The following is a 26,825-nucleotide window of genomic DNA, read 5'->3' as shown; positions in this document are numbered from 1 at the left end:
ACCATGCCCGCATTGAGGTCTCGTACCACCACCATCGGCCGCCAGGCCGCCGGCGCCCGCTCCCTCTGGCGCGCGACCGGAATGACCGACAGCGACTTCGGTAAGCCGATCATCGCGATCGCCAATTCCTATACGCAGTTCGTGCCCGGCCACGTCCACCTGAAGAACGTCGGCGAGATCGTCGCCGACGGGATCCGCGCAGCCGGCGGCGTCCCCCGCGAGTTCCACACGATCGCCGTCGACGACGGCATCGCGATGGGCCACGGCGGCATGCTCTACTCGTTGCCCAGCCGCGAGATCATCGCCGACTCGGTCGAGTACATGGCCAATGCGCACACCGCGGACGCCCTGGTCTGCATCTCCAACTGCGACAAGATCACCCCGGGCATGCTCAACGCCGCCATGCGGCTGAACATCCCGGCGGTCTTCGTGTCCGGCGGCCCGATGGAGGCCGGCAAGGCGGTCGTCGTCGACGGCGTCGCCCACGCCCCCACCGACCTGATCACCGCGATCTCCGCGAGCGCGAGCTCCGCGGTCTCCGACGCCGGTCTGGCCACCGTCGAGGCGAGCGCCTGCCCCACCTGCGGGTCCTGCTCGGGCATGTTCACCGCCAACTCGATGAACTGCCTGACCGAGGCGCTGGGCCTGTCCCTGCCGGGCAACGGTTCGACGCTGGCGACGCACGCCGCACGCCGGGCGCTGTTCGAGAAGGCCGGCCGGGTGATCGTCGACATCGCCACCCGCTGGTACCGCGACGACGACGCGTCGGTGCTCCCCCGCAATGTCGCCTCGCCGGCGGCGTTCCGCAATGCGATGGCCCTGGACGTCGCGATGGGCGGCTCGACCAATACGGTGCTGCACACCCTGGCCGCGGCGATGGAGGGTGACGTCGACTTCGACCTGTCGACCATCGACGCGATCAGCCGGCGGGTGCCCTGTCTGTCGAAGGTCTCCCCCAACTCCGACTACCACATGGAGGATGTGCACCGGGCCGGTGGCATCCCGGCGATCCTCGGCGAGTTGCGCCGCGCCGGCCTGCTCGAGACCGACGTGACCACCGTGCACACCCCGACCCTCGACGCGTGGCTCGACGAGTGGGATATCCGCTCGGGCACCGCTTCCGACGAGGCGATCGAACTCTTCCACGCCGCCCCGGGCGGCGTTCGCACCACCGAGCCGTTCTCCACCAAGAACCGCTGGGACGAGCTCGACACGGACGCCGCGAAGGGCTGCATCCGCGACATCGAACACGCCTACACCGTCGAGGGTGGCCTGGTGGTGCTGCGCGGCAATATCGCCCCGGACGGCGCCATCCTCAAGACCGCCGGTATCGACGAGGATCTGTTCTCCTTCGAGGGTCCGGCCCTGGTGGTCGAGTCCCAGGAGGAGGCGGTCTCGGTCATCCTCAAGAAGAAGGTCCAACCGGGCGACGTCGTCGTGGTGCGCTACGAAGGCCCGTCCGGCGGTCCGGGCATGCAGGAGATGCTGCATCCCACCGCCTTCCTCAAGGGCGCGGGCCTGGGCAAGAAGTGCGCGCTGATCACCGACGGCCGCTTCTCCGGCGGCACCTCGGGCCTGTCGATCGGGCATATCTCGCCCGAGGCGGCCCGCGGCGGGGTGATCGGCCTGGTCGAAAACGGCGACCGGATCCGCATCGACGTCGCGACCCGCACCCTCGAGGTGCTCGTCGACGACGCGACGTTGGCCGAGCGACGCTCGAAGATGGAAGCCTCCGAGCGGCCCTGGCAGCCGGTCGATCGCATCCGGCCGGTGACGACCGCGCTGCGCGCCTACGCCGCGCTGGCGACCTCCGCCGACAAGGGCGCCGTCCGGCACGTCCCCTGATCGACGCCCACCCCCATGCCGAAGGGCGGTGGCCATCCGGTTTCCTCCGGATGACCACCGCCCTCGGTGGTTGTGGGTGGGAGCGGGTGGCGGCTCAGCCCAGCGGATTGCTGCCGTTGAGCAGCGCCCAGATGGCGATCGGAGCCGCGATGCCGACCAGCATGATCACGAACGAGCCGTAGCGCGGGCGCCGCGTCCACTGTCTGGAGAAGTCGAGGCTGATCCGGCCCGGCCCGGTGAGGATCAGCGCGATAAGCGCCGCGACCAGCAGGGTTTCGAACTCGACGCCGCCCTCACCGAGGATCTGGATACCGGGCGCGAGCGACTGCAGGAACATCCAGGCGTTGACCGCCACGACCAGCAACGCCCCCGCCGCCAGTGGCGTCACCAAGCCCAGCAGCAGCATCAGTCCGCCGCCGATCTCGGCGGCGATAGTCAGGTAGGTCAGCAGGCGGGCCTGTTCGAATCCGGCGGCCACCAGGAGTTGCTCGAATCCGCTCGGGCCCATACCGCCGGCAAAACCGGTGGTGACCTTCTGCAGGCCGTGGGCGATGAAGATCAGCGCGGTGACCACCCGCAGCACGAGCAGGCCGAGGCTGATCGTGCCGCGCCGATCGACCGGCTCGGCGGTGGCGACCGGCTGGGGCGCGGTACCGACACCGAAATCGGTCGGCAGCGCCCCGAGCAGCGCGGTCGAGTCGTTGGAACCGCCGTAGCCGCCGTCCGGCCCGCGGTAGTCGTTGCCCACCGGTGCGGTGGTTTCGTAGGTCCCGGTAGGGAAATCCTCGCCGAAGCCGGACTTCGACGAACTCGAACCGCTCCCGGTACCGTCGCCGGATTGTGTGGACACCGTCGCTCCCCTAATCTCCCCCGGGGTCACCCTGCTTTCGGTGTCTCGCTGGGCACCCGCCCGCAGAAATGGCTCGTCCGAATAGTTGTGGCCACGGTACCAATCCGAGCCGGTCGGACACCGCAGCGGCAGGATTTCGGCATGGCGGGGCGAGGCGGGCCCCGCGCGCGAACGCGCCGGTGAGCGCGGCCGCTGCCCGCCCGGTGACCCCGGCCACGTGACCCGCACAACGACCGGGCCGACGTGGCAGCGGTGGCGGCCGGCCCGTTACGGTCGTGGGATGCACCGCCGCGCCCGTTCGGGTGACCGCTCCCGACCGTCGTCGCCTCGGTCGACGCGACGCCTCCTCGCGATCGCGTTGGCGGTCGTGGTGGCGGCCGGCGGCTGCGCACGTTTCGACGAATCGGTCGACAGCCCGTTCCGGCCGGCGCCCAGCGTGCAGCCCCTGGAGATCCTCCCGCCGCCGCCGGAGGCGCCGGAATCCGATACACCGGACGAGCCGACGCCGCCGCCGACCGCCGATTCGAGTTGCCCCGATCCCGATCCCGCGGTGATCGCCGGCTGCCTGGACATCGCGACGAGCATCGCGATGCTGCCGGGCTCGGAGTCGGCGCTGGTGGCCGAGCGTCGTACCGGCCGGATCGTCCAGGTCTACCGCGACGGGCGCGAACCGGAGTCGGTGATCACCATCCCCGTCGACGGCAGCGCCGACGGTGGCCTGCTCGATCTCGCGCTGTCCCCGACCTACGCCGAGGACGGGCTGATCTACGCCTACATCTCCACCTCGTCCGACAATCGGGTGGTGCGCATCGCGCGCGGCGACACCCCGAAGCCGGTCCTGGTCGGCCTGCCCCGCGGATCGCGGAACAACGCCGGCGCGATCGCCTTCGTCGGCCGCAACGAGCTGCTGGTCCTCACCGGCGACGCCGGGTCGCCGGCTGCGGCCGCGGACCCGTCATCGCAGGCCGGGAAGCTGCTGTTGCTGTCCGATCTGAGCATCTCCGAACAGTCGAAGCCGACCCGCGTCGTGATGCCGGGCATCGGACGGGCGGGCGGTCTGTGCCCGGGTATCGACGGGACCATGTGGGTGACCGACACCACCGGAGGGATCGACCGGCTGCACCGGGTCGGCTCGGACGGGGTGGTCGGTGTGCCGGTGTGGACCTGGCCGGATGCTCCCGGCGTGGCCGGCTGCGCCGCCGGTGAGAGCGATGTCGTGGTCGCCCTCGACGCCGGGCGGGCGCTCGCCATCCTGTCGATCGACCCGCAGACCGGGGTGGTCGGTACCGCGCCCGGGCTGATCGCCCAGAACCAGTACGGCCGCTTCTCCGGGATCGCCGCGGCCTCGCCCAGCGAGGTCTGGGTCACGACCGTCAATCGGGACGAGCCGAACCCGACCCCGGCGCCCACCGACGATCGGGTGGCGATCATCGTTCCCGCCCCGGCCGGCTCCGGACGGGACTGACGCCGCGGGTCGGATCCTCGACAGGCTGCGGACAGACGTCGGGGCCGCCGTTTCCGGCGGCCCCGATCGCGGCTGTGTCCGACGTCAGCTGTCGACGCCGGCGAGCACCAATTCGTTGACCCGGGCGGCGTCGGCCTTGCCCTTCATCGCCTTCATCACCTGACCGACGAGGGCGCCGGCGGCCTTGGTCTTGCCGCCGCGGATCTTCTCGACGATGTCGGGGTTGTTGGCGATCGCCTCGGCGACGGCCTGTTCGAGCGCGGACTCGTCGATCGCGATCGCCAGACCTTCCGCGGCGACGACGTCCGCGACGCTGCCGCGCCCGGCGAGCACCCCGTCGACGGCGGTGCGCGCACCGGCGGTGGTGATCGTCCGGGCGCCGACCAGCGCGATGACCTCGGCGACCTGGGTCGGGCTGATCGGCAGCTCCGCGAGCGGGATACCGCGATCATTGGCCTGCTGGGTCAGGTAGGCGACCCACCAACTGCGCGCCGACTCGGCCGGCGCCCCGGCCGCGGCGGTCTGCAGGATCAGTTCGAGTGCGCCGGCGTTGATCACATCGCGCATGACCGCGTCGGAGACACCCCACTCCTGCTGGATGCGGGCCCGACGCAGCCACGGCAGCTCGGGGATCGTCTGCTTCAGCTCGGTGACCCACTCGGCGGCCGGGGCGACCGGGGTCAGGTCCGGCTCCGGGAAGTACCGGTAGTCCTCGGCGGTCTCCTTGCGACGACCGTCGCTGGTCGATCCGTCGGCTTCCTGGAAGTGGCGGGTCTCCTGGATGATCGTGCCGCCGTCGGAGAGGATCGCGCCCTGGCGGCGCATCTCGTAGCGGACGGCGACCTCGACGCTGCGCAGCGAGTTGACGTTCTTCGTCTCGGTGCGGGTACCGAACTCGGTCGCTCCGGTCGGCTTGAGCGAGACGTTACAGTCGCAGCGCAGCGATCCCTGGTCCATCCGCACGTCGGATACACCGAGCGCGAAGAGCAGCTCGCGCAGCGCGGTGACGTAGGCGCGGGCGACCTCGGGGGCGCGTTCACCGGCGCCCTCGATCGGCTTGGTGACGATCTCGACCAGCGGCACCCCGGCCCGGTTGAAGTCGAGCAGCGAGTGGGTGGCCCCGTGGATGCGGCCGGTGGCGCCACCGACGTGCAGCGACTTGCCGGTGTCCTCCTCCATATGGGCCCGCTCGATCTCGACCCGCCAGGTCGTGCCGTCGTCGAGCGGGACATCGAGATACCCGTTGGAGGCGATCGGCTCGTCGTACTGGGAGATCTGGTAGTTCTTCGGCATATCCGGGTAGAAGTAGTTCTTCCGGGCGAAGCGGCCCCACGGCCGGATCGTGCAGTTCAGCGCCAGGCCGATGCGGATCGCCGACTCGACCGCGGCGGAGTTGACCACCGGCAGCGCACCGGGCATGCCGAGGCAGACCGGGCAGACGTGCGTATTCGGCTCGGCGCCGAAGGCGGTCGGGCAGCCGCAGAACATCTTGGTGGTCGTGCCGAGCTCGACGTGCACCTCCATCCCCAGTACCGGGTCGAAGCGGGTGGTGACCTCGTCGTAGTCGAGCAACTCGTCCATGACCGGCAAGTTTATCGCCCCCTCCGGGCCGCGCCGTGCCGAGCACCGCCCGGCCGGTCGTCTCCCTCGATCGTCATCGGCACTCCGCTCATGCGGGGTGCCCGGCAGGCTGCTGAGCGCGGGTCGGTACCCCCTCGACGGCGGGTTCGTCGACCGAGCGCGCGGCGGGATGGACCTCGAGCACCCGGTCCTCGCGATCCGGGTCGCGATGGCCGGCCACCACGACCGTGCGGTCGCGGTCGACAACCCCCGATCGAGGGTCGAGCAGGGCGCGTTGGAGGCGCAGCCCGTCGGCGTCGTCCAGGTGTTCGGTCGGCTCGTCGAGCAGCAGGATGCGCGCCGGACTGATCAGCGCGCGGGCCAGCAGCAGGCGGCGGCGCTGGCCGGCGGAGACCGCGGCCGCGCCGCCGACCAGAACGGTGTCGAGGCCGTCGGCCAGACCGTCGAGCCAGGTTCCGAGTCCGACGTCGCGCAGCGCCCGCTCCGCTTCGGCGGTGTCGAGGTCGCCGCGGGCGACGCGCAGGTTCTCGAGCACGGTCGTCTCGAAGAGGTGCGCGTCCTCGGCGAAGTAGACGACGTCGCGCCGCACCGCGTGCGGGTCGAGATCGTCGATGGCGTGCCCGTCTAGCGTGACGGTGCCCGCCGCGGGAGCCAGCAGCCCCGCGAGGGTGGCCAGGAGGGCGCTCTTGCCCGCCCCGCTGGGGCCGACCACGACAAGCCGGTCCCCCGGCGCGAGGTCGATGTCGACCTCCATCCCGCCCGGGCCGCCCGGCCAGGCGGCGCGTAGGCCGCGCGCCCGCAATTCGGGCGTCGCGACCGGCCGATCGGCGGTGGCGGACACCCCGGCCTCGCCTACCGGCCCCGCAGCGTCGGTCCCGCCGTCGATCCGAGTGTCGTCGGTCCCGGCGGCGTCGACGAGGGCGACCACGCGGCCGGCGGCGGCCCGGGCGCGCACCAACGCGACCGCGGCCTCCGGCACCGCCGCGGCGGCCTCGAGGGCAGCGAGCGGGAAGAGCACCGCTACCGCGAAGGCCGGCGCCGACAGACCACCGTTGGCGTAGACGGCCGCACCGACCAGGATCGAGCAGAGCACGGTGAGTCCCGCGGCCAGCGGCGGCGCCACGGGCCCGAAGGCCGAGACCGCCGCCGATCGGTCGGTGGCCTCGGTGCGCCGGTCGGCCGCCGCGCGGACCTCGTCGAGTTCGCGATCGAGCCGTCCGGCGACCAGCAGCTCCGGCGCATGGTCGACGACGGTGACCACCCGCTCGGTCAGGACCGCGTCGGCCTCGACCGACTCGCGCTCGGCGCGGGCGGCGCCCCGGGCGACCAGCAGCGGAACCACCACCCCGCAGACCACGACCCCGATCAGCAGCACCAGGCCGGCCGCCGGGACCACCAGCGTCAGCAGGACCACCGCGACGACGCTTGCGACGACCGCGACCGCCATCGGCACGATCGCCCGCACGACGACGGCCGCGACGGTGTCGACATCGCTGCCGGTACGCGAGACCAGGTCGCCGCGCCGCGAGGCGGTCACCGCCGCGGGGTTGCCCCGCGCGAGGATGCGGTACAGCGTGGCGCGGGCGGTGGTCGATCCGCGCAGCGCGACGTCGTGGGAGGCGAGGCGTTCGAGGTAGCGGAAGATGCCGCGGCCGATGCCGAGGGCCCGCACGGTCACCACCGCGACGGTCAGGTCGAGCACCGGCGGCATCTCCCAGGCCCGCGCGATCAACCACGCCGCCAGGGCGGCGAGGAACAGCGCCGACGCCTGCGTGGCGCTACCGGCGACGATCGAACGCGTCAGCCGCGTGCGGTCGAGGCCCAACAGCCCGATCGCCCGTCGAATCTCCGTCACCGCGCCTCCCTCGCTGTGCGTCGGTGTCACCCCGGCAAAGCCGCCCCGCTTCACCCCGGCAAAGCCGCCCGGCTTCACTGCGGCACCACCGCCCCGCGGACCTCGATCACGCGATCGGCGGCGGCGAGCACCGCCTGGCGGTGGGCGACGACGATCACGGTGCGTCCGGCGTCGGCCAGTTCCCGCAGGGTGGTCAGCACCCGCGCCTCGGTCTCCCCGTCCAGGTGTGCGGTGGGCTCGTCGAGCAACAGGACACCGCGCGGCGCCGCGAGGGTGCGCGTCAGCGCGAGGCGCTGCCGCTGGCCGAGCGACAGGCCGACTCCGCCGGTGCCGATCGTGGTCTGCCAGCGGTCGGGCAGGCCGGCGAGGACCTCGTCGAATCCGGTGGCCGCGCAGATCGCGGGCAGGTCCGGATCGTCGGGGGTGACGCCGTAGAGGCCGAGGTTGTCGGCCAGGGTGCCGGCGACCAGGACCGGCCGCTGCGGAAGCCACGCGACCCGCGACCACCAGGCGGGGTCGCCGACGATCGGTGATCCGTCCGCCAGCGCGAGCCCCTCGTCCGGCGCGGTCAGGCCGAGCAGGACCATCAGGGTCGTCGACTTGCCCGACCCGTTGGGGCCGGTGAGCACGGTCCATCGACCGGCCGCGAAGGTCGCGGTCAGGCTGTCGGGCGCCGGACCCGACCGCGATGCGACGGTCAGCCGATCGACGGCGAGGTCGACCCCGCGCGGATCGGACGCCGCGACCGGATGCGCCGCGACCGCCCGGTTGCCGGGCGCCTCGGCCAGCAGGCCGAACGCCTGGTCGGCGGCGGCGACACCGTCCTGGGCCGCGTGGAAACGGGCGCCGACCGCTCGCAACGGCTGATAGGCCTCCGGAGCGAGGACGAGCGCCACCACGCCCGGCCACAGGTCCATCTCCCCGTAGACCAGGCGCATGCCGATCGTGACCGCGACGAGCGCCACCGAGAGGGTCGCCAGGATCTCGAGCACCGCGCCGGAGAGGAAGGCCACCCGCAGCCCGGCCATCGTCGTGCGCCGATGCCGGTCGCCGACCTCGACGATCAACGGAGCGGGTCCCTCCTCGCGCCCGAGAGCGCGCAGGGTGGGCAGGCCGGCGATCAGATCGGACAGCCGCGCCGACAGCGCGGTCAACGCGGTGAGGGTGCGGTCGGAGCGTCCCTTGGTCAACAACCCGATCAGCACCATGAACAGCGGGATCAGCGGCAGGGTCACCACGACGATCGCCGCCGATGTCGGATCGACCAGCGCGATGGCCACCACGACGATCGGGGTGACCAGGATGCAGGACACCAGCGCCGGCAGGTATCCGGTCAGGTAGTCCGACAGCGCCGTCAGGCCGGTGGTCACCACGGTGACCGTGTGGTCACGTTCGGCGCGGGCCACCCGATCGGGGCGGCCGGCGGCGGCCGCGGTGACCGAGGTCTGCAGTTCCGCGATGACCCGACCGGCCGCTCGCTGGGCGTATCGTCCGTGCAACCAGCCGGCGGCCGCCCGCAGCACCACCGCGGCGGCGATCTGTGCGAGGGCCGGGCCCAGCGTGGCGGCCGACAGTCCGTCGACCAGGACGCCGGCGACGGCGTCGCCGATCGCGTAGGCGGTCAGCAGGATCGCCGCGGTCGACACGAGGGCCGCGATCGCGGTGACCACCAGATACCGCCGGGTACCCCGCGAGTAGCGCCACAGCCGTGGATCGATCGGGCCGCGGCCGGCTCGCGCCGGCCGCGCACCCGATTCCACAGCCGCGGTCATGGTGTGGTGGCGCTCTGTGTCCCCGGGCTTGTGGCGGTCCCCGGGCTCTGCGGGCTCAGGCCGATCGACGGCGGGATCTGCTCGATCGACAACCGCTTGCGGAAGACCCAATAGGTCCAGCCCTGGTAGGCCAACACGATCGGCAGCATGAACGCCGCCGCCCAGGTCATCACCACCAGCGTGTAGTGGCTCGACGAGGCATTCTCGACGGTCAGCGAGTAGGCCGGGTCGATCGTCGAGGGCATCACGTTCGGGTAGAGCGCGACGAACACCGCCGAGAACGCGAGGATCAGCGTGCTGACGGTGGCCAGGAAGGCCCAGCCCTCGCTGTCGATGATCACCATTGCCGACGCGATCAGCAGCGCGACGACCGCGGCGGCGATCAGCGCCCAGACGACCGCTTCGCCGGCGTTGAAGCCGGTCCACAGCAGCCAGCTGCCGCTGATCACCAGGACCGGGGCGATCATCAGCCGGGCGATCGCCAGCGCCTCGACGCGCACCTCGCCGGCGGTCTTGAGCGCCAGGAAGACCGCGCCGTGGAAGATGAACAGGCTCAGCGTGGTCAGGCCACCCAACAGCGCGTACGGGTTGAGCAGCGCGAAGAATCCGCCGACATACTTGCGGTCGGCGTCGATCGCCACGCCGTTGACGATGTTCGCGAAGGCGACGCCCCAGAGGATCGCGGGAAGCCACGAGCCGAGGCCGATGCCCATATCGGCCCAGTACCGCCAGCGGTCCGAGTTGATCTTGCCGCGCCATTCGATCGCGCAGATGCGCGCGATCAGCGCGATCAGGATCAGCAGCAGCGGCAGGTAGAAGCCGGAGAAGAGGGTGGCGTACCACTCCGGGAAGGCGGCGAAGAGCGCGCCGCCGGCGGTGATCAGCCAGACCTCATTGCCGTCCCAGACCGGTCCGATCGTGTTGAGCACGACCCGGCGGCGGGCCTCCTTCTCCTCGGGGGTGCGACCCCGCCGGCCGATGATCGGCATGAGGATGCCGACACCGAAGTCGAACCCCTCGAGCACGAAGTAGCCGATGAACAACACCGCGATCGCGATGAACCACAGCAGCGTCAATTCCATGACGTCGTCTTCCCTTCGGCCGGCTGTCGGCCCGTGCGGCGGTGTAGCGGACTACCCGGTCGGTGGAGGAGGTCAGTACGCGAACGAGAGCGTGGACTCATCGGAATCCTCGTCGTCGTCGGACGAGCCGGGGGGCTCGGCGTCGTGTTCGGTCGGTCCCTCGATCGTGTAGCGGCGGATCAACCAGAACCAGACCGCACCCAGGGCGCCGTAGACGATGGTGAAAGCGACCAACGATGTCACCACCAGCCAGGGTGAGTGATCGGAGACACCCTGGTCCACCGTGAGGCGAATCAGATCTATGCCGGTCGGATTCGGGTGGACCACCCAGGGCTGACGGCCCATCTCGGTGAAGATCCAGCCGGCGCTGTTGGCCAGGAACGGAGTCGGGATCGCGATCAGGCAGACCCATCCGAACCATTTCTGGTCCGGCACACGGCCGCCGCGGGTGACCCACAGTCCGAGGATCGCCAGGATCGCCGAGCCGATGCCGAGGCCGATCATCGCGCGGAAGGCCCAGTAGGTGACGAACAGGTTCGGCCGGTAGTTACCGGGACCGAATTGCTCCTCGTACTGTGCCTGCAGATCCTCGACGCCCTGCAGTTCGACCCCGGTGAACCTGCCTTCGGCGAGGAAGGGCAGCACGAAGGGCACCTCGATGAGGTGAATGACGCTGTCGCAGTTGTTGTGGGTACCGATGGTCAGAATCGAGAAGGCCGGGTCGACCTCGGTGCGACAGAGCGATTCGGCCGAGGCCATCTTCATGGGCTGCTGCTCGAACATCAGCTTGCCCTGCACATCTCCGGTCCAGATCAGGGCGATACCGGACAGGATCATCACCACCAGGCCCATGCGGGCGGCCGGGCGGAAGAGGGTGCGCGCCTCGTCGCGATGGTGCTCGATCACCTCGACGTCCCCGCCGTCGGCTTCCTCCTGCGCGGCCATCCGCATCGAGCGGACCATCCACCAGCCGGCGATTCCGGCGACAAACGTTGCGGCGGTGAGGAATGCGCCGGCCACCGCGTGCGGGAAGGCGGCGACGGCGGTGTTGTTGGTGAGCAATTCGGTGATGCTGCTGAGCTCGGCGCGCCCGGTCTCCGGGTTGTAGACCGCGCCGACCGGATGCTGCATGAACGAGTTGGCGACGATGATGAAGTACGCCGACGCGTTCACACCGATGGCCACCAGCCAGATGCAGGCCAGGTGAACGGCTTTCGGCAACCGGGTCCAGCCGAAGATCCACAGACCCAGGAAGGTCGACTCCAGGAAGAAGGCGACCAGACCCTCGAGGGCGAGCGGCGCTCCGAAGACGTCACCGACAAATCGGGAGTACTCGCTCCAGTTCATGCCGAACTGGAATTCCTGGACGATGCCGGTGGCGACACCGAGGGCGAAGTTGATCAGGAAGAGCTTCCCGAAGAACTTGGTCAGCCGATACCAGTGGTCCTTTCCGGTGATCACCCAGGCGGTCTGCATCCCCGCGACCAAGGGCGCGAGGCCGATGGTCAGCGGGACAAAGATGAAGTGGTAGACCGTTGTGATTCCGAACTGCCATCGCGACAGGTCGAGGACATCCATGGCAACTCCGCTCACGCTTTCCGGCAGGTGTGGGCTACAGCCGCCAGTATTACTACTGAGTGTAGTACCCCTGCTCCGATCCGGTCGAGAGCACGATCATGTGGACAATTCCGGCTCCCGGACCGCGAGTGACCGCCATCACCGGCGGGCTGCCCGGTGGGTCATCTCAAGCGGATACTACGACTGTTTGGCCGCGGCCGTGGAGCGGGCACGACGTGCGAGTTCGACGGTCGCCGCGCGCAGCCCGTCGATCGAATCGAGAGGCTTCGCATAACCGACACGGGTGTAGCCGGTACCCCGGTCGTCGGAGACCACCAGATCGAGTCCGTACCGATCGGCGCCGGTGCACACCGCGGACCGCGCATCGGGGAAACCGGCGAGCGCACGCGCCATCTCGAGCAGCGAATCGGCGTGGTCGGCGTTGAGGTGCTCGATACCGGGACCGGCCAGGGGAACGATGGGATCGGGCGCGGCCGCGGCGTAGTCGGCGGCGGTCGCCGAGGACATCCGACCGTAGCCGCCGACCCAGCGGACCCGCCGGACCCGCAGCACCCAGAGGGTGAAGTCCTTGTAGTCGATATAGGTGCCGGCGGCCGGGACCGCGGCGATATGCGCGGCCCGAGCCGCCTCGAACTCCTCGCCCGTCGGGATCTCGACGTGCCCGGCGACGGTCACCCGGCCGGTGGCCAGTGGGTCCTCGGTGCGATCCGGCACGGCCACGCACAGCGAGGCGCGCGGATCGGCCGCGAGGTTGCGACCGTGTTCGGCCAGATGGGAGACGCAGAGCACCGGCGCCCCGCCGAGCAACCCGTAGGCGACCAGCGACGCCCAGGGATCGCCGTCGCGGGTCAACGACGCCAGGGTCGCCGTCGTCGATCCGGCCATGATCGTGCGCGCGATCTCCGCGGCCGATGCCTCGGGAGCGGTGGCGACGTCGGCGGTCGGAGGTACCGAGGCGGGTCCGGCGGACGGGTCGCCGTGCTCGAGGGTGCCCATGAGCACAACCTACCGGCGCGCGGCCCCCGGTGGAGGCCGTCGCCGGTGGTGGGCTCGGTCAGCCGAAGATGACCCGCATCTCCTGGTACCGATCGGCGGGCACGACCTTGTGGTCGGCCAGGGCCTCGTCGAAACCGACGCGCACGATGTCGGTGCCGTGCAGGGCCACCATCTTGCCCCATTCCCCGTCGGCGACCAGGTCGGTGACCGCCATGCCGAGGCGGGTGGCCAGCACCCGGTCGAAGGCGGTCGGCACGCCACCGCGCTGGATATGACCCAGCACCGTCGCGCGGGTTTCGATGCCGGTCTGCCGTTCGATCATCGGGGCGAGGACCTCGCCGATGCCGCCCAGCCGGGGGCGGTCGAAACCGTCGAGGCCCTTGTCCGAGTACGCGTGGTCCATGCCGGCGAGCTTGAAGCCCTCCGCGACGACGACCATCGGCGAACGACCGCGGTCGCGCACGCTGCTGACCCACTCGCAGATCTGCTCGAGCGTCTCGGGCTGCTCGGGGATCAGGATCGCGTGGGCGCCGCCGGCGGTCCCGGAGTGCAGCGCGATCCAGCCGGCGTGCCGGCCCATCACCTCGAGCACCATGCAGCGGCGGTGCGAGTTGCCGGTGGTGCGCAGGCGGTCGATCGATTCGGTCGCGATCTCGACCGCGGTATCGAAACCGAAGGTGTAGTCGGTGCCGTTGAGGTCGTTGTCGATCGTCTTGGGCACCCCGACGATGTTGATGCCGTCGTTGTGCAGCCGCTTGGACGCCGAGGCGGTGCCCTCGCCGCCGATCGCGATCACCCCGTCGACGCCGAGCCGCTTCATCGTCGCCTTGATCGACTCGGCGCTGCCCTCCTCGTCCTGGTAGGGACCGAACCGGCTGGTGCCGAGGATCGTGCCGCCCTGATGGGACAGGCCGCGCACGACGCTGCGGTCGAGCGGGATCACCTCGCCCTTGACCAGGCCGCGCCAGCCCTCGAGGAAGCCGACGAACTCCTGGTCGTAGAGCGTCTCCCCCTTCAGGACCGCTCCTCGGATGACCGCGTTGAGCCCGGGGCAATCGCCACCGCTGGTGAGGATGCCAATACGCGTCATCGAGTGAACCTCCGTCGGAGCATCGGTGGAGACGGGCGCCCATCGGTGCGGGCGCTCGACTAGGGGTGCACCGATCAATCTAGATGCCCCGAAGGCGTCCGTCCCGTCGAGGACCGAGCGCGCCGGGCTCGCGGAGACGTGATGATGAACGCCCGGAAAGGGCGATTCGACCGGCCGGTAACCGAACGGATCAGCCGGGTCGCACGACACCGTTCTCGTAGGCGAGGACCACCGCCTGGGCGCGGTCGCGCAGCCCGAGCTTCGCCAGCACCCGACCGACGTGCGTCTTGACGGTCTGCTCGGCGACGAACAGGTCCCCGGCGATCTCGCTGTTCGACAGCCCGCGGGCCATGCAGACCAGCACCTCGTGTTCGCGCGGGGTCAGACTGTCGAGGGCGGCGGTGCGGGTGGTCGGTGCGCTGCGCCGGCCGACCACCTCGGCGATCAGCCGCCGGGTCACGGACGGCGCGAGCAGGGCCTCCCCCGCCGCGACGACCCGCACCGCGCGTACCAGTTCCTCGGCCGGAGCGTCCTTGAGCATGAACCCGGCCGCGCCGATCGCCAGCGCCTCGTAGACGTATTCGTCGATGTCGAAGGTGGTCAGCATCAGGATCCGCGGTCCGGGGTCGAGCTTGGCGGCCACGATCCGGCGGGCCGCGTCCAGACCGTTCATCCGCGGCATACGCACGTCCATCAGGACGACGTCGGGGCGCAGCCGGATCACCTCCGAGACCGCCTCGACGCCGTCGCCGGCGGAGCCGAGCACGCTGATGTCGGGTTGGGCACCGAGCAGGGCGCCGAATCCCTCCCGCACCAGGGTCTGGTCGTCGACGACGACCACGGTGATGGCCACCGCCCTATCCTGCCGCAGGCGCGGTCGGGCGCGCCGTCGTCGAGGTGACGTTCACGACCCTGTGACATTGCCGACGTCTCGCCCGCAGGACCGTCACAACCCGGCCGCCGCCGCGCCGACGACCGGGGCGATCGGCAGATGCGCGAGGACCCCGAAGACCCACCGTCCGTCCCGCTCGACCGGGCCGGCGGAGACCACTCCGCCGAGCGCGCCGATGCGGTCGGACATTCCCCGCACCCCGTGACCACCGGTCGTACCGGTGTCGACGGGGCTCGTCGCCATCGGGTTGGTCACCCGGATGGTCAGCTCGGTCAGGCCGTAGCCGATCGACACCGCCACCGGCTGACCCGGTGCGTGGCGCCCGGCATTCGCCAACGCCTCCTGAACGCAGCGGTAGGCCGCCAGACCGGTCGATGCGTCGACCGGTCGAACGATGCCCTCGACCGCGACCGACACCTCGACACCCGCCCGGCGCGCCGCCTCGACGAGGTCGTCGAGCTCCGCCAGGCCGGGCTGCGGTGCCAGCGGCGCGGCCACCTCGTCGGTCCGCAGCACGCCCAGGATGCCGCGCACCTCGTCGAGGGCGGTCCGCGCCGTCTCGGCGATCGTGTCGAATTCGGCACGTACCGGATCGGAGATCTCGGCGTGCCGATAGGGCGCGGTCTGGGCGGCCACCACCACCAGCGACATGTGGTGGGCGACGACGTCGTGCAGATCGCGGGCGATCCGGGCCTTCTCCTCGAGCCCGGCGCGCAGTTCCCGTTCGACCCGGGTGCGGGCGGTCTGATCCGCGAGCTGGCGGCGGGAGCTGACCAGTCGTTGCACCAGATAGCCGGCAAATCCGAGGAAGAAGAAGCCGGTCATCCAGCCGCGCCCGTCCATGCCGGGCATGAAGACCAGCGCCGCGCCGCTGGTGACACCGACGACGATCAGGGTGACCGCCGGCGACATGCGCACCGCGACCGCGAAGAGCAGCACCAGCAGCGCGATCAGCTGACCGGGATGCCACGGATAGGTATAGGTCTCGGTGTTGTCCCACAGCAGCGGCACCGCGATCGCCGTCACGATCACGATCACCCAGCCGAGCAGCGGATTGAACCGGGCCAGCGCCACGGGCAGGAACATCGCCGCGGCGACCACGGGCGCGGCGACCGGGCTCATCGTGTCGTAGATCTCGAAGAGCGTCGGCCACCCCGAGGCGAACAGGATGCCCGCCACGGCGATCGCGCCGATGTCGATCCAGTTGTTCCTCAGCCGGTCGCGAATCCGGCGTCGGCCGGTGGAGATGGTGGTCACCCGTCCGACGGTAGGTCGCACGACCGCCGCCGCGCGTCATACCGCAGAGGGATATTGGGGTCCCCCGCGGGCGCTACGGGCCGGCGAGCGGCCGGCCCGGCCGGCCGATGCGGCGCGGCGGACGACAATTCGAGCATGACAGCATGATTCGTTCCACGACGTCGACCCTGATTCTCGCGTTGGCCGTTTCGACGGCGCCGATGAGTGCGGCGCCGGCGGCCGGAGCCGTATCCGATCCCGCCCCAACACCGGTCGCCGAACCCGAATGGGACCGGACGATGGATCGGGTCGCGCTCGACGCCCTGGTTACCGGCGAGGACTCCGCCGCACTCGCCGTTTCCGGCAGCTTCGTCGGCCGATTCGGCTATACGCCGGAATGGCAGGACGCGATGGCGGTCGCACCGGCGGGGGCCTGTTCATCGCCGATCCCCCTCCCCGACGCCTTCCGGTCACCCTGCGCCGCACACGACTTCGGATACGACCTGTTGCGCGCGGTCGAACCGGCATCGTCCAAGGCGCGGCGCGAACTCGACATGCGACTGATCGACCGTTTGGGCGAGCAATGTGCGGAATCATCGCCACCGACAGGCGCACACTGGAGTTGCCGAATTCTGGTGGAAGCTATTTCTCGTGGACTTCGCGTGAATACCTGGCGACAGGACGGCGAGCCGCCATTGGAAGAATCCGTTTCCGACATTCTGCTGTCGCTTGTCCGTAAGGTCGTTGCGACATGATCGGCAGCGTGGAATTGCGCGATCGGTGGTCGCACAAGAGTTTCTTCGACTTTCGTACTCGTGTCGCGAACCTGAATACCTCCACGATGATTGTCGTTCTCGTGGCGGCCGCGGCGTCCCTGTCCCCGGCGATGTTGCCCCGGCCGGCCTGGCTGCAGGGTGTGTTCACGGGCCTGCTGGTTCTATTGGGACTCGCCGCCGGGCGCGGCGTCGCTCAGCTCGCCCAGTGGGTGCGACCGCATCCCGGGTCCCGGAGGATCGGGGCGGCGCGGGCGTCGTTGCTCGATCGGATACCGGGCATGCGTGCGGGCGCGGCGGGAGCCGGGGGTTTCCTCCTGATCGCGACCCTGGTCGCGGCGCATCGGTGGCAGAACGGTCTGCGGGAGGCGATCGGCGCCCCGAGGATCGGGCTCGACTACTGGCAGACGGTGATCGTGGTCGCCACCGCCTCGGTCCTCGGCGTGGTGGGCGCGGCGCAGTGGCTGCGCCGTCCCCGCTCGTGGACCCGATCGCTGGCGACCCTCGCCGCCGCGATGGTGGCGCTGGTCGTCGCCGGAACCGTGCTCGTGCCGACCTCCCCCGCCTCCGCGGACAACACGGCCGTGCCCGGCCCGACCCGGTCCGGTTCGGTCGACTCGGCGGTACGCCTCGACGATCTGCGCGGGCACGGTCGAACCTTTGTCACCGGTGGGCCCGCCGAGCAGATCCGGGTATATGTCAGTCCGGATACCGCCCCCGATCCATCCCGCCGGGCCGCGCTCGCCCTCGAGGAGCTCGATCGCACCCGCGCGTGGGAGCGACCGCTGATCCTGGTGGCGGTGCCGACCGGTTCCGGGTGGGTCGATACCCGCGCTCTCGAGGGCTTCACCGAGCGCTTCGGCGCCGACACCGCCGTGGTCGCGGCCGCCTACTCGCGGCTGCCGAGCTGGTTGGCGTCGGTGGTCTCGCGTCGGGATGCGATCACCACGACCACCGCATTGCTCGCCGGGATCGAGCGGCGGGTGGCCGCCCTGCCGGTCGATCGGCGGCCCGCGGTGCTGCTCTACGGCCAGAGCCTCGGTGCGGTGGCCGGCGCGGAGGCGGCGCGCCGGCTGTCGAACGACGCGGGTGCCGCTCCGCTGTGCGCGCAGTTTCTGGTGGGCCCGCCGATGGGAACCCCGATCGCCGCGCGGGCCAACGTGCTGGCCAACAGCTCGGACCCGGTGGTCGTCTGGTCACCGCGGTTGTTGGTCACGCCGCCCGCGTCGACGACGCGGCGCGACGATGCGCCCCAGCCCGGCTGGCTGCCGATCCTCGGCTTCCTGCAGACCAGCGTCGATCTGCTCTCGGCGCTGGCCCCCGGACCCGGTCACGGCCACCAGTACGGCACCGACCAGGTGGACGGTCCGCTCTACTGCACCCCGGACCCGGTGACGGCTCCGACGGTCTCGGCCGCTCCCCTGGCCACCTCGAACGCCGCGGCCACCCGGTAGAGCCGATCGTCGGCCATCGCCGGCGCCATGATCTGCAGTCCGACGGGCATGCCGTCCTCCGGCGCGTGTCCGGCCGGCACCGACAAGGCCGGATGCCCGGCGAGGTTGGTCGGCAGGGTGCACAGGTCGTAGAGGTACATCGCCATCGGGTCGTCGACCTTCTCGCCGAGGGCGAAAGCGGTCGACGGGGTGGTCGGCGAGATCAGCACATCCACCGACTCGTAGGCGGCGTCGAAATCGCGCGCGACCAGGGTGCGCACCTTCAGCGCCTGCCCGTAGTACGCGTCGTAGTAGCCGGCGGACAATGCGTAGGTGCCGATCATGATGCGCCGCTTGACCTCGGGCCCGAAGCCCGCGGCCCGCGTCATCGCCATGACCTCCTCGGCGCTGTGGGTGCCGTCGTCACCGACCCGCAGCCCGTATCGCATCGCGTCGAAACGCGCCAGGTTCGAGGAGACCTCGGACGGCAGGATCAGGTAGTAGGCGGACAGCGCGTCGGTGAAGACGGGACAGGACACCTCCTTGACCGTCGCACCGAGGTCGGTCAGGGTCTTGACCGCCGCGTCGAAGGTGGCGATCACGCCGGGCTGATAGGCATCGGAACGCAACTCGCGCACCACGCCGATCGTCACACCGGTCAGGTCGCCGACCGCGCCGGCGCGGGCCGCGGCGACCACCGAGGGCACCGGAGCCTTGATCGAGGTCGAGTCGCGCGGATCGTGTCCCGCGATCACCTCGTGCAGCAGCGCGGTGTCGAGAACGGTGCGAGCGCAGGGCCCGCCCTGGTCGAGCGACGACGCGCAGGCGATCAGCCCGTAGCGGGAGACCGTGCCGTAGGTCGGCTTGCAACCGACGGTGCCGGTGACCGCGGCGGGCTGCCGGATCGAACCGCCGGTATCGGTGCCGATCGCCAGCGGTGCCTGATACGAGGCGAGCGCGGCCGCGGAACCGCCGCCGGATCCGCCGGGGACGCGGGTGGTGTCCCAGGGGTTGCGGGTCGGTCCGTAGGCGCTGTTCTCGGTGGACGAACCCATCGCGAACTCGTCCATATTGGTCTTGCCCAGCAGCGGGATGCCGGCCGCGCGCAGACGTGCGGTCACCGTGGAGTCGTAGGGCGACATCCAGTTCTCGAGGATCTTCGAGCCGGCGGTGGTCGGCATGTCGGTGGTGGTGAAGACATCCTTGAGCGCCAGCGGCACACCGGCCAGGGGCGAGCGCGGCTCCTCGCCGGCGGCGAGTTCGGCGTCGACCTGGCGTGCGGCGGCGAGCGCGGCATCACCGGCGACGTGCAGGAAGGCGTGCAGCCGCTCGTCGACCGCCTCGATCCGATCCAGGTGGGCGCGGGTGACCTCCTCGGCGGAGACCTCCCGGCGGTGGATCCGATCGGCCAACGCGGCGGCGCCGGAGGCGGTGAGGTCGCCCTCGTCCGGCGGCAGCACCCGATCCGGCGTGGTGGAGCCGGTCACTGTTCCTCCCCAAGAATGCGCGGTACGGCAAAGCGGTCCTGCTCGGACGCGGGAGCCTCCTCGAGGACGACGTCGCGGTCGACCCCGGGGATCACCTCATCCGGTCGGGTGACGTTGACCACCGAGTGCGGGCCCGCGCTCGGCGGGACGTCGTCGGTGGGCACATCGGAAACCGTCCGCACGTAGCCGAGAATCGTGTCGAGCTGCCCGGCGAAGGCGTCGAGTTCCTCGTCGGTGAGCGCCAATCTGGACAAATTGGCCAGATGCGCGACCTCGTCACGCGAGATCGAAGACACGCGATGAACTCCTTCGCCTCGGGGAAACCACCCCACGAGCGTAGTGGTGCGCACCCCCGCGAGCGCGCCCGGCCGGCTCGTGGCCGGCGGCCGGCCACATGTTGGTCACAAATGGACACGAATTCGTAGCGCGCTGGGGCGGCGCGCACATTCTGCGGGCGCGCACGGAGGATGGGAAGATGTTCCGGGCGAGTCCACCGTTCCTCACCGGAACGCGGAAATCGTCCCCCTCGGACGAGGAAATGTCGGGGAATGGTCGTGTCGATGGGAGCAAAGTGTCCTACCTGCTGCGAGTGCAACTACCGGACCGACCCGGCAGTCTGGGATCTTTGGCGGTTGCATTGGGCTCCGTGGGCGCGGATATCGTTTCCTTCGATGTGGTCCACCGCAGCGACGGGATCGTGGTCGACGATCTGGTCGTCGACATCGCTCCCGGCAAGCTCCCGGACACGCTGATCACCGCGGCCGAGCGCCTCACCGATGTGCACGTGGATTCGATCCGTCCCTTCTCCGGCCTGCTCGACGGTCATCGCGAGCTCGAGCTGGTCGATCGGGTCGCCGGCGCCACCAATGACCGCGTTCAGGTGCTGGCCGAGGGCGTGCCGAAGGCGATGCGGGTGGCCTGGTGCCTGGTGATCTCGCTCGATGACGGCGGCGGCTATCGGGTCGCGGGTAGCGACAGCGCACCGAGCACTCGACGGATCGACGCGCCGTGGCTGCCCCTGCACGGCCCGAGCACCCTCGACGTCGAGGCCCCCTGGGTGCCCGAGCTGTGGCGGGATCTCGACACCAAACTTGCCGCGGCGCCGCTGGGTTCGCCCACCCGCGCCCTACTGGTCGGTCGTCCCGGTGGCCCGGAGTTCCGGCCCTCCGAGGTCGCTCGGCTCGGCTTCCTGGCGGGCGTGGTCGCGACCGTACTGTTCTGACCCTCGACCGTTCCCTGCGCGGCGGCGCGCGTCGGTAGGTGCGCAGTCACTCCTCCCGCTCGGACGGCCCCGCGCGTGCCGCCGCCTCCGCCGATCGAGAACCGAACGGTCCCAATGAGATAGCGTCGGCCACGACTACCTCGACGTCCCACGCGATCGACGTACAGGACCGGAGGTCGACGTCGGCACGGTCGGCGACCCTGCCCGCCGCCTCGCAGGCCGCCGCATCGCCGCGGTGCAACGCCGTGGCCGCCGAAATCGCCGCCAGATCGGCCGCGGCCTGCAGGTGATGAGCAGCCGAGACCGCGGCCGCGACCTGGAGGATCAGCGCGGTCACCGCGACGACCGCCGCCGCGGCGAAGGCGCCGAGGATCGCGGCCGCCCCACCGTCTCCGATAACGGGAGCTTCGGGCGGGAGGGCATCGGGCGGGACCGTCATCGTTCGACCCCGAGGGGGTCCTCGAGCAGGACGATCGACTCGGCGACCACCCGGATGATCGGCAGCGGCGCGCGCGCCTCCACCCGCGCGATCACCCAGTCCCCGTCGATCCGCACCGTGACCGTCGCACCGTCGGGGACCACCGCTTCCCAGCCGCCGGCATCCGTTTCCCCGGAGCGCGCGGATACCCGCGCCACCTCCCGGGCGGCGTCGATGCAGCGGATGTTCAGCACGAGGGTGGCGATCCCCGCCGCACACAGGACGACCACCGCGACGATCGATGCCACCGCGAAGGCCGCCTCGACCGTGACCGCTCCCGTATCGTCGCTCGATGCTCGGCGACCCGCCCGCGTTCGCCCCGACGAGGCGTCCGCCATCGACCGTTCGTACCGCCGCGCGGATCGCACCGCGCACCGCCCCGGGTGCCGCCGGTCAGACCGAGGTGCGCAGTGCACGGTCGATGATGTCGGTCAACGCGCCGACGATGCCGTCGCCGGTGACCACCGTGTACAGGATCGCCCCGAACGCTGCCGCCGCGATTGTGCCAATCGCGTACTCCGCGGTCGACATGCCGTGATCGTCCCCATACCAACGGCTCCACCACGATCGCGAGTCGTTTGTATCCCCAACCTCCGCCGCTGCATCCCCCTCCTCCCCCGCCGTCTCGGCGACGGCCTCGGTCGCCACGGCCCCGTCGACCGACCCCGCGCTATCCCACGCTTCGGCACTCATTCCGATCCCCCTCCCCGCGCCCGCTCCGGGCGCTGCGAACGATGACGCCTCGAAGTCTGCGGCCTCCGAGTCCCGCTCGACGGGGAAGATCCGCGCCTGTGGATAGCCGATTCGCCCTGTGGATGGAGTGGGTGCGCGGATCGGTCCGAGTCTCTACAATCCGCCCGCGCGAGGCGCCGCTCGCAAGCTCGGTCCGCTGCGATCCCCCGGCCGGGCCGCTAGGTTGACCTTCGTGCCCATTCCGCTGTATCTCGACACCGACCCCGGCATCGACGACGCGCTGGCGCTGGCCTATCTGCTCAACTCCCCGGAGATCGACTTGGTGGGCATCGGCACGGTCAGCGGCAACATCGACTCGGTGACCGGCGCGCGCAATGCCCTCGACCTGCTGCACCTGGCCGGCCATCCCGAGATCCCGGTGGCGGTCGGGGCGTACGATCCGGAGGTCGGGGAGTACCGGGGCGGCGCGCCGCACGTCCACGGGCGCAACGGAATCGGCAACGTCACGCTCGAACCGTCGTCGCTGGACCCGATTCCGGAGTCGGCCGCCGAGATGATCATCGCGCTGTCCCACCGCTACGCGGGCACGCTGCGCATTCTGGCGATCGGGCCGTTGACCAACCTCGCGGTGGCACTCGACCTGGATCCCACTCTTCCCGGCCGCATCGACGACGTGATCGTCATGGGCGGCGCGGTCCTGCGGGCCGGCAACGTGACTGCCGTGTCGGAAGCGAATATTCACAACGACCCGGAGGCGGCGGCCGCGGTCTTCGCCGCCTCCTGGCATATCACCCTGGCACCGCTGGACCTGACCATGCAGCACACCCTCGGGGACGCGGAGCGCGCCGAACTCGGAGCGGCATCGAGCGCGATGCTGCGCAGCGTCGCCGACATGCTCGACTATTACCTCGACTTCTACGCGGGCGTCTTGGGTGAGCGTCGCTGTGCCCTGCACGACCCGCTGGCCGCCGCGCTCGCCTGCGGAACGATCGAGGTCACCTCCGGACCGACGGTCCCGGTCACGGTCGACGTTTCCGACGGTCTCGATCGTGGCCGCACGATCTGCGAACTGACCGAGGGGCCGGACGGCTACGCCGATGTGCCCGGCGGCAATACCCGCGTGGTGCTCGACATCGCCGATCCGTTCGCTCCGCACCTGCTGGACCGCCTGATAGCCAATACAGACTTTGAAGTAAACCTGCAGAAATGACTTACGGAGTGCTGTCGACACGGCGCCCCTGCGCAACCCGATGCTCAGACACGACCAGCATCTGATCGCTTAGCGGACCCTTTCGGTCGCTAACGAACGGCATAATCGACAAGATCCAGTCTCTAGACATAGAGTGCTAATGCCGCAAAGCAGCCTTCGATGCGAGCCAACAGTCAGGAAGGAGGCGAGTCAGCCGGAAGTTCCAGACCCGAATCCGCCTCCATGTCCTCCGCGCCATCTCTACAACCGGAAGTGCCCGCAAGCCCTATCATTCCAGTCATGACAACGATCGGATACTCGAAACAGAGGCAATGGGATTGGCCAGACCTAAGAAATGAATCACCGGCTACACTACGTCGGATACAGAAAGGCGCGGTTCCATAGCAATGTCATCGAGCCTCCGGAAGGCTACAATCACGTCAGTCCGGCGAAACGCAGGGAGCCTCCGGCACCCTCCACGCCCCGATGACTCAACCGAACGTAGCCAACAGTCGGAGCCGCAGGACCAGAATGCAACTTGCAGCGAGTGACCACTACGTCGAATCCAATCCAGAACCGAACCGACAGGGACCTACTACACCCCAGAACCGGAGCCTGATGTCACGTAAGTGCCGGATCCCAGGCACCCGACTGGTCCGGGCTACGGGTACATAGATTGAAAAGCTAGTTAAATAGGAAACTACCGAGATGTCAGCAGGGAATAGCATTGCCGCGATAATGGCCTCGATCGAAAAGATCCAAAAGCTGTTAGCCCGGAAGAATATAGAAATCGAAGAAGCCACAATGAGCATCAATGCGCTCGCTAGCTCAGTCCACGATGAGGAAATACTGCAGTCTCTCGATGTCGCCGATCTGACCGAGGCCTGTCAGGCCTTAACAAAACTGAACTGGAACATTTCCAAGAGGGGAAATCTATCGAAGATTAATGGAGGACTCGTCCGCCACATAGCGAAGCGATACCCGGAGTTACCGGCATTGGCAACGTTATCATTACGATATCTTGAATCAACCGGCGGTCATCCAATTCGTCACCCAAACCTGTCCGGTATTCTACACTTCCGTAGACACACTAGCGATGTAGCCCTAATTACACTCGTAGCCATTACAAACAACACAGGCACCAACGATACATTCACAACCTCCTCTGCAGAGGCATACACAGTTAAGGACCAGGACGCTGAGTGGTTCATAAGCGAAATAGCAAAGCCGTGGGCCGATCTCCCGAACCATCACCCTCCAATAATTCAACTTTACAGACGGCTCATCCAATACAATATACGACTTCAGGATCAACTGCTGGAGAGCCACGTCGCTCTCTGCAACTATGTATGGGTGCTCCTAAGAGCTGCAGAAACGGCCGAAACAGAGCATGATTCACTCCGGCTGTATATGGATGCCCATCGAATGCTCGCCAAAGCTAAGGCCCCGGAAGGATCGAATACTCACCGAGAAACACTTCTTCGCCAACTAAACGAGACATGCATTGCTTTATCGATAGCTACTCGCGACCCCGACTATAGGCGTGAGGCTATCGGTTCAGCTATGGATATAGTCGAGATCACCGAAAAGGCGCACTCGGTAGATATTCTACAAAAGACGCTAGATTCTATCTCAGCAGTTGACTTCCTGTTGCCTCAACAAACGGCACCGACTGCGTCTCTCAGAGGCCTCACCAAGATTGAACAATCAGAGACTGGCCGATTCACGATTATCCATGATGACCACGCTGTAGAAGGAAAATCATTTCAAATCATCGTAATGGCAATGGACATCGCAACAGATGGGCCTGAAACAGACATCTCCTACTACGCCGAACCACCTGTGGCTATAGAAACTGTAACAACAATTGCTAACAGAGATGGCGAAATGGCCTGTTCCATTGCAAAGTTCACTGTCATGAGATATGCACCCATAGCTACGGTTCGGGTGAGCCTTTCCGCACCCGGATCCGCACCTTTCGGATACAGCGCTGAGATCGAGATCATGAGTGCCGTCGACCCCAACAGTAAAACTCAGATACTGGTGGAGAAAAAGGAAACCATTGCGTCGACACCTGCCAGTGACCCTGGTGCCGCCTCGCTCACAATACTAGACCAGGGAACTGAGTGGGTATTCACTGCTACTTGCGAGTCGCTTGGATTTAGACAAGACGAACTCCTAAGATTGCAGGTACAGTCGAACCCTAAGATATACGTGCAAGGCGAAATCGAAAGGATAAGATCGGCATATGAAACTAATCAAAACAATCTAGGACTGCAGGTCGATCGCTTAGCGCAAGCAATAACGCAAATGTTGGTCGACACACGAGTGCAAGAATACTTAGAAAGTGCGACAAATTCTGGAATTACAAGCCTCTCCATCTTGACCAATGACCTCACGATGCCGTGGGAACTCGCTCTAGTAACCAAGGACGGCCGTTCGCGGCATCTAGCGGAGCAGTTCGATGTTTCGGTCTACCCATACTCAGGTACCCTTCCTGAAGTCTTCTACCTGGAAGCGGTCTACGGAGCATTTAAGGGAGGCAGTGGCGCAGAGTTCTCCGTCAAAACTGATCGCTTCCTAAAGGACAAACAGAAAATAGAAACACATATACATCCGGTGCCTCTGCATGAAGTACCATTAACCAGAGGACAGTTCCTTGAATCCTGGGCCCAGAGCAACACTGGAATCTGGTACTTAGCCACAGACGGACGAATAGACGCGCTCACCGGCCGGCTGGAATTGGAAACCGACGATCCTAACAGAGAATCTGCAATCACCCTCACTGACTTGTGCGTAAGTAGTAGATTCCCTATCGGTTCACTCGTATTTCTGAATGCTTGCAATACGTCGAGTACCGAGCGAAGCATTACAGGCGAAATCACCTGGGCAGAGCAACTCCTTAGATCGGGAGCAGCGGGATTCATCGGAACAAGATGGCCGGTTACTGAAACCGTCGCCCGGATATTTGCGGACGAGTTTTTCAAAGTAGCGATCAACGGAGAAGCTGTACCATCAGCCTTACGCAGGGCCAGGATAGCCGCACGCGACCGAACTGACGGCGCCGACCCAAGCTGGTTGGCCTACTCTGCATTCTGCTACGGAAACCTGACGGGAACTGCGCGAACTCCTCCAGAGATTACGTGAGTCGGTCCCAAGCGACTCACTCCCAAATAGCTTCAGCAGCGACAAAACTGACTGCCTCCACATGACCTTCCGCCTAGTATTGCCTCGCACAAACGCCGCCGTTAAGGCAAGAACACCGATCGCCAAATCATCGCACTAGGAGTTGCAGCATGGCTCAGGGA

General features: G+C 68.3%; 21 protein-coding genes and 1 pseudogene. 7 read left to right on the top strand and 15 right to left on the bottom strand.

What is annotated here, in order from left to right; all coding sequences use genetic code 11:
• Positions 1–3: 3 nt before the first annotated feature.
• Entirely contained in the window at positions 4–1,845 is a 1,842-nt protein-coding gene (gene ilvD / locus MB1_RS21765) for a dihydroxy-acid dehydratase (protein WP_066912647.1), read from the top strand.
• Positions 1,846–1,939: 94 nt separating this feature from the next.
• On the opposite strand, the gene MB1_RS21760 is transcribed toward ilvD, so the two are convergent.
• Positions 1,940–2,695, bottom strand: a complete 756-nt coding sequence (locus tag MB1_RS21760) for a DoxX family protein (protein WP_066912644.1) — start codon at positions 2,693–2,695, stop codon at positions 1,940–1,942.
• 280 nt (positions 2,696–2,975) lie between these two features.
• On the opposite strand from MB1_RS21760, the gene MB1_RS21755 reads away from it, so the two are divergent.
• Positions 2,976–4,160: a PQQ-dependent sugar dehydrogenase gene (locus tag MB1_RS21755; RefSeq protein ID WP_084352407.1), complete on the top strand. Its 1,185-nt coding sequence runs from the start codon at positions 2,976–2,978 to the stop codon at positions 4,158–4,160.
• 84 nt (positions 4,161–4,244) lie between these two features.
• Here MB1_RS21755 and gatB read toward each other — a convergent pair whose 3' ends face one another.
• The 9 genes from gatB to MB1_RS21710 form a co-directional block, all read right to left on the bottom strand.
• A complete protein-coding gene (gene gatB / locus MB1_RS21750) occupies positions 4,245–5,741 on the bottom strand; it encodes an Asp-tRNA(Asn)/Glu-tRNA(Gln) amidotransferase subunit GatB (protein ID WP_066912642.1) in 1,497 nt (498 codons plus the stop codon).
• An 88-nt stretch (positions 5,742–5,829) separates the two neighbouring features.
• A complete protein-coding gene (gene cydC / locus MB1_RS21745; protein ID WP_066912731.1) occupies positions 5,830–7,596 on the bottom strand; it encodes a thiol reductant ABC exporter subunit CydC in 1,767 nt (588 codons plus the stop codon).
• A gap of 74 nt (positions 7,597–7,670) precedes the next feature.
• The gene (gene cydD / locus MB1_RS21740; RefSeq protein WP_066912638.1) at positions 7,671–9,368 is read right to left on the bottom strand and encodes a thiol reductant ABC exporter subunit CydD; all 1,698 of its coding nucleotides are present in this window, start codon (positions 9,366–9,368) and stop codon (positions 7,671–7,673) included.
• Positions 9,365–10,450: a cytochrome d ubiquinol oxidase subunit II gene (gene cydB / locus MB1_RS21735; RefSeq protein ID WP_066912636.1), complete on the bottom strand. Its 1,086-nt coding sequence runs from the start codon at positions 10,448–10,450 to the stop codon at positions 9,365–9,367. The genes cydD and cydB overlap by 4 nt, the downstream gene beginning before the upstream one ends.
• A 72-nt stretch (positions 10,451–10,522) precedes the next feature.
• A complete protein-coding gene (locus tag MB1_RS21730; protein WP_066912634.1) occupies positions 10,523–12,028 on the bottom strand; it encodes a cytochrome ubiquinol oxidase subunit I in 1,506 nt (501 codons plus the stop codon).
• A gap of 177 nt (positions 12,029–12,205) precedes the next feature.
• Positions 12,206–13,024: a HugZ family pyridoxamine 5'-phosphate oxidase gene (locus tag MB1_RS21725; protein ID WP_066912632.1), complete on the bottom strand. Its 819-nt coding sequence runs from the start codon at positions 13,022–13,024 to the stop codon at positions 12,206–12,208.
• A gap of 58 nt (positions 13,025–13,082) precedes the next feature.
• A complete protein-coding gene (locus tag MB1_RS21720) occupies positions 13,083–14,114 on the bottom strand; it encodes a 6-phosphofructokinase (protein WP_066912630.1) in 1,032 nt (343 codons plus the stop codon).
• Between the two features lie 190 nt (positions 14,115–14,304).
• The gene (locus MB1_RS21715; RefSeq protein ID WP_066912628.1) at positions 14,305–14,967 is read right to left on the bottom strand and encodes a response regulator; all 663 of its coding nucleotides are present in this window, start codon (positions 14,965–14,967) and stop codon (positions 14,305–14,307) included.
• Positions 14,968–15,060: 93 nt separating this feature from the next.
• Entirely contained in the window at positions 15,061–16,263 is a 1,203-nt protein-coding gene (locus tag MB1_RS21710) for a sensor histidine kinase (RefSeq protein ID WP_066912625.1), read from the bottom strand.
• 107 nt (positions 16,264–16,370) lie between these two features.
• Here MB1_RS21710 and MB1_RS21705 point away from each other — a divergent pair, with 107 nt between their 5' ends.
• Positions 16,371–16,997: a hypothetical protein gene (locus MB1_RS21705; RefSeq protein WP_157084248.1), complete on the top strand. Its 627-nt coding sequence runs from the start codon at positions 16,371–16,373 to the stop codon at positions 16,995–16,997.
• Between the two features lie 86 nt (positions 16,998–17,083).
• Positions 17,084–18,469 (top strand): alpha/beta-hydrolase family protein, encoded by a 1,386-nt coding sequence (locus tag MB1_RS21700; RefSeq protein ID WP_169801717.1) that lies wholly within the window; start codon positions 17,084–17,086, stop codon positions 18,467–18,469.
• On the opposite strand, the gene gatA is transcribed toward MB1_RS21700, so the two are convergent.
• The gene (gene gatA / locus MB1_RS21695) at positions 18,388–19,908 is read right to left on the bottom strand and encodes an Asp-tRNA(Asn)/Glu-tRNA(Gln) amidotransferase subunit GatA (protein ID WP_439646969.1); all 1,521 of its coding nucleotides are present in this window, start codon (positions 19,906–19,908) and stop codon (positions 18,388–18,390) included. The two genes, MB1_RS21700 and gatA, sit on opposite strands and share 82 nt — an antisense overlap.
• Before the next feature lie 23 nt (positions 19,909–19,931).
• Positions 19,932–20,231 (bottom strand): Asp-tRNA(Asn)/Glu-tRNA(Gln) amidotransferase subunit GatC, encoded by a 300-nt coding sequence (gene gatC / locus MB1_RS21690; RefSeq protein ID WP_066912619.1) that lies wholly within the window; start codon positions 20,229–20,231, stop codon positions 19,932–19,934.
• Between the two features lie 275 nt (positions 20,232–20,506).
• On the opposite strand from gatC, the gene MB1_RS21685 reads away from it, so the two are divergent.
• Positions 20,507–21,157: an ACT domain-containing protein gene (locus MB1_RS21685; protein ID WP_066912617.1), complete on the top strand. Its 651-nt coding sequence runs from the start codon at positions 20,507–20,509 to the stop codon at positions 21,155–21,157.
• Positions 21,158–21,203: 46 nt separating this feature from the next.
• On the opposite strand, the gene MB1_RS21680 is transcribed toward MB1_RS21685, so the two are convergent.
• The 3 genes and pseudogenes from MB1_RS21680 to MB1_RS25320 form a co-directional block, all read right to left on the bottom strand.
• The gene (locus MB1_RS21680; RefSeq protein ID WP_066912615.1) at positions 21,204–21,596 is read right to left on the bottom strand and encodes an Rv3654c family TadE-like protein; all 393 of its coding nucleotides are present in this window, start codon (positions 21,594–21,596) and stop codon (positions 21,204–21,206) included.
• Positions 21,593–21,973 carry a TadE family type IV pilus minor pilin gene (locus MB1_RS21675; RefSeq protein ID WP_066912728.1) on the bottom strand — a complete coding sequence of 127 codons (381 nt, stop codon included), beginning with the start codon at positions 21,971–21,973 and terminating at the stop codon, positions 21,593–21,595. Before MB1_RS21675 ends, MB1_RS21680 begins: the two co-directional genes overlap by 4 nt.
• A gap of 55 nt (positions 21,974–22,028) precedes the next feature.
• Positions 22,029–22,178: pseudogene (locus MB1_RS25320) on the bottom strand (DUF4244 domain-containing protein); the annotation flags it as partial.
• Positions 22,179–22,560: 382 nt separating this feature from the next.
• On the opposite strand from MB1_RS25320, the gene MB1_RS21665 reads away from it, so the two are divergent.
• Positions 22,561–23,538: a nucleoside hydrolase gene (locus MB1_RS21665; protein ID WP_066912726.1), complete on the top strand. Its 978-nt coding sequence runs from the start codon at positions 22,561–22,563 to the stop codon at positions 23,536–23,538.
• 687 nt (positions 23,539–24,225) lie between these two features.
• The gene (locus MB1_RS25315; RefSeq protein WP_084352417.1) at positions 24,226–26,664 is read left to right on the top strand and encodes a CHAT domain-containing protein; all 2,439 of its coding nucleotides are present in this window, start codon (positions 24,226–24,228) and stop codon (positions 26,662–26,664) included.
• Positions 26,665–26,825: the final 161 nt, after the last annotated feature.

The organism is Millisia brevis NBRC 105863 (assembly GCF_001552615.1).
Lineage (GTDB): Bacteria > Actinomycetota > Actinomycetes > Mycobacteriales > Mycobacteriaceae > Millisia > Millisia brevis.
Note: the sequence above shows the minus strand (reverse complement) of the source record. Positions and strands in the feature narration are given on the sequence as shown.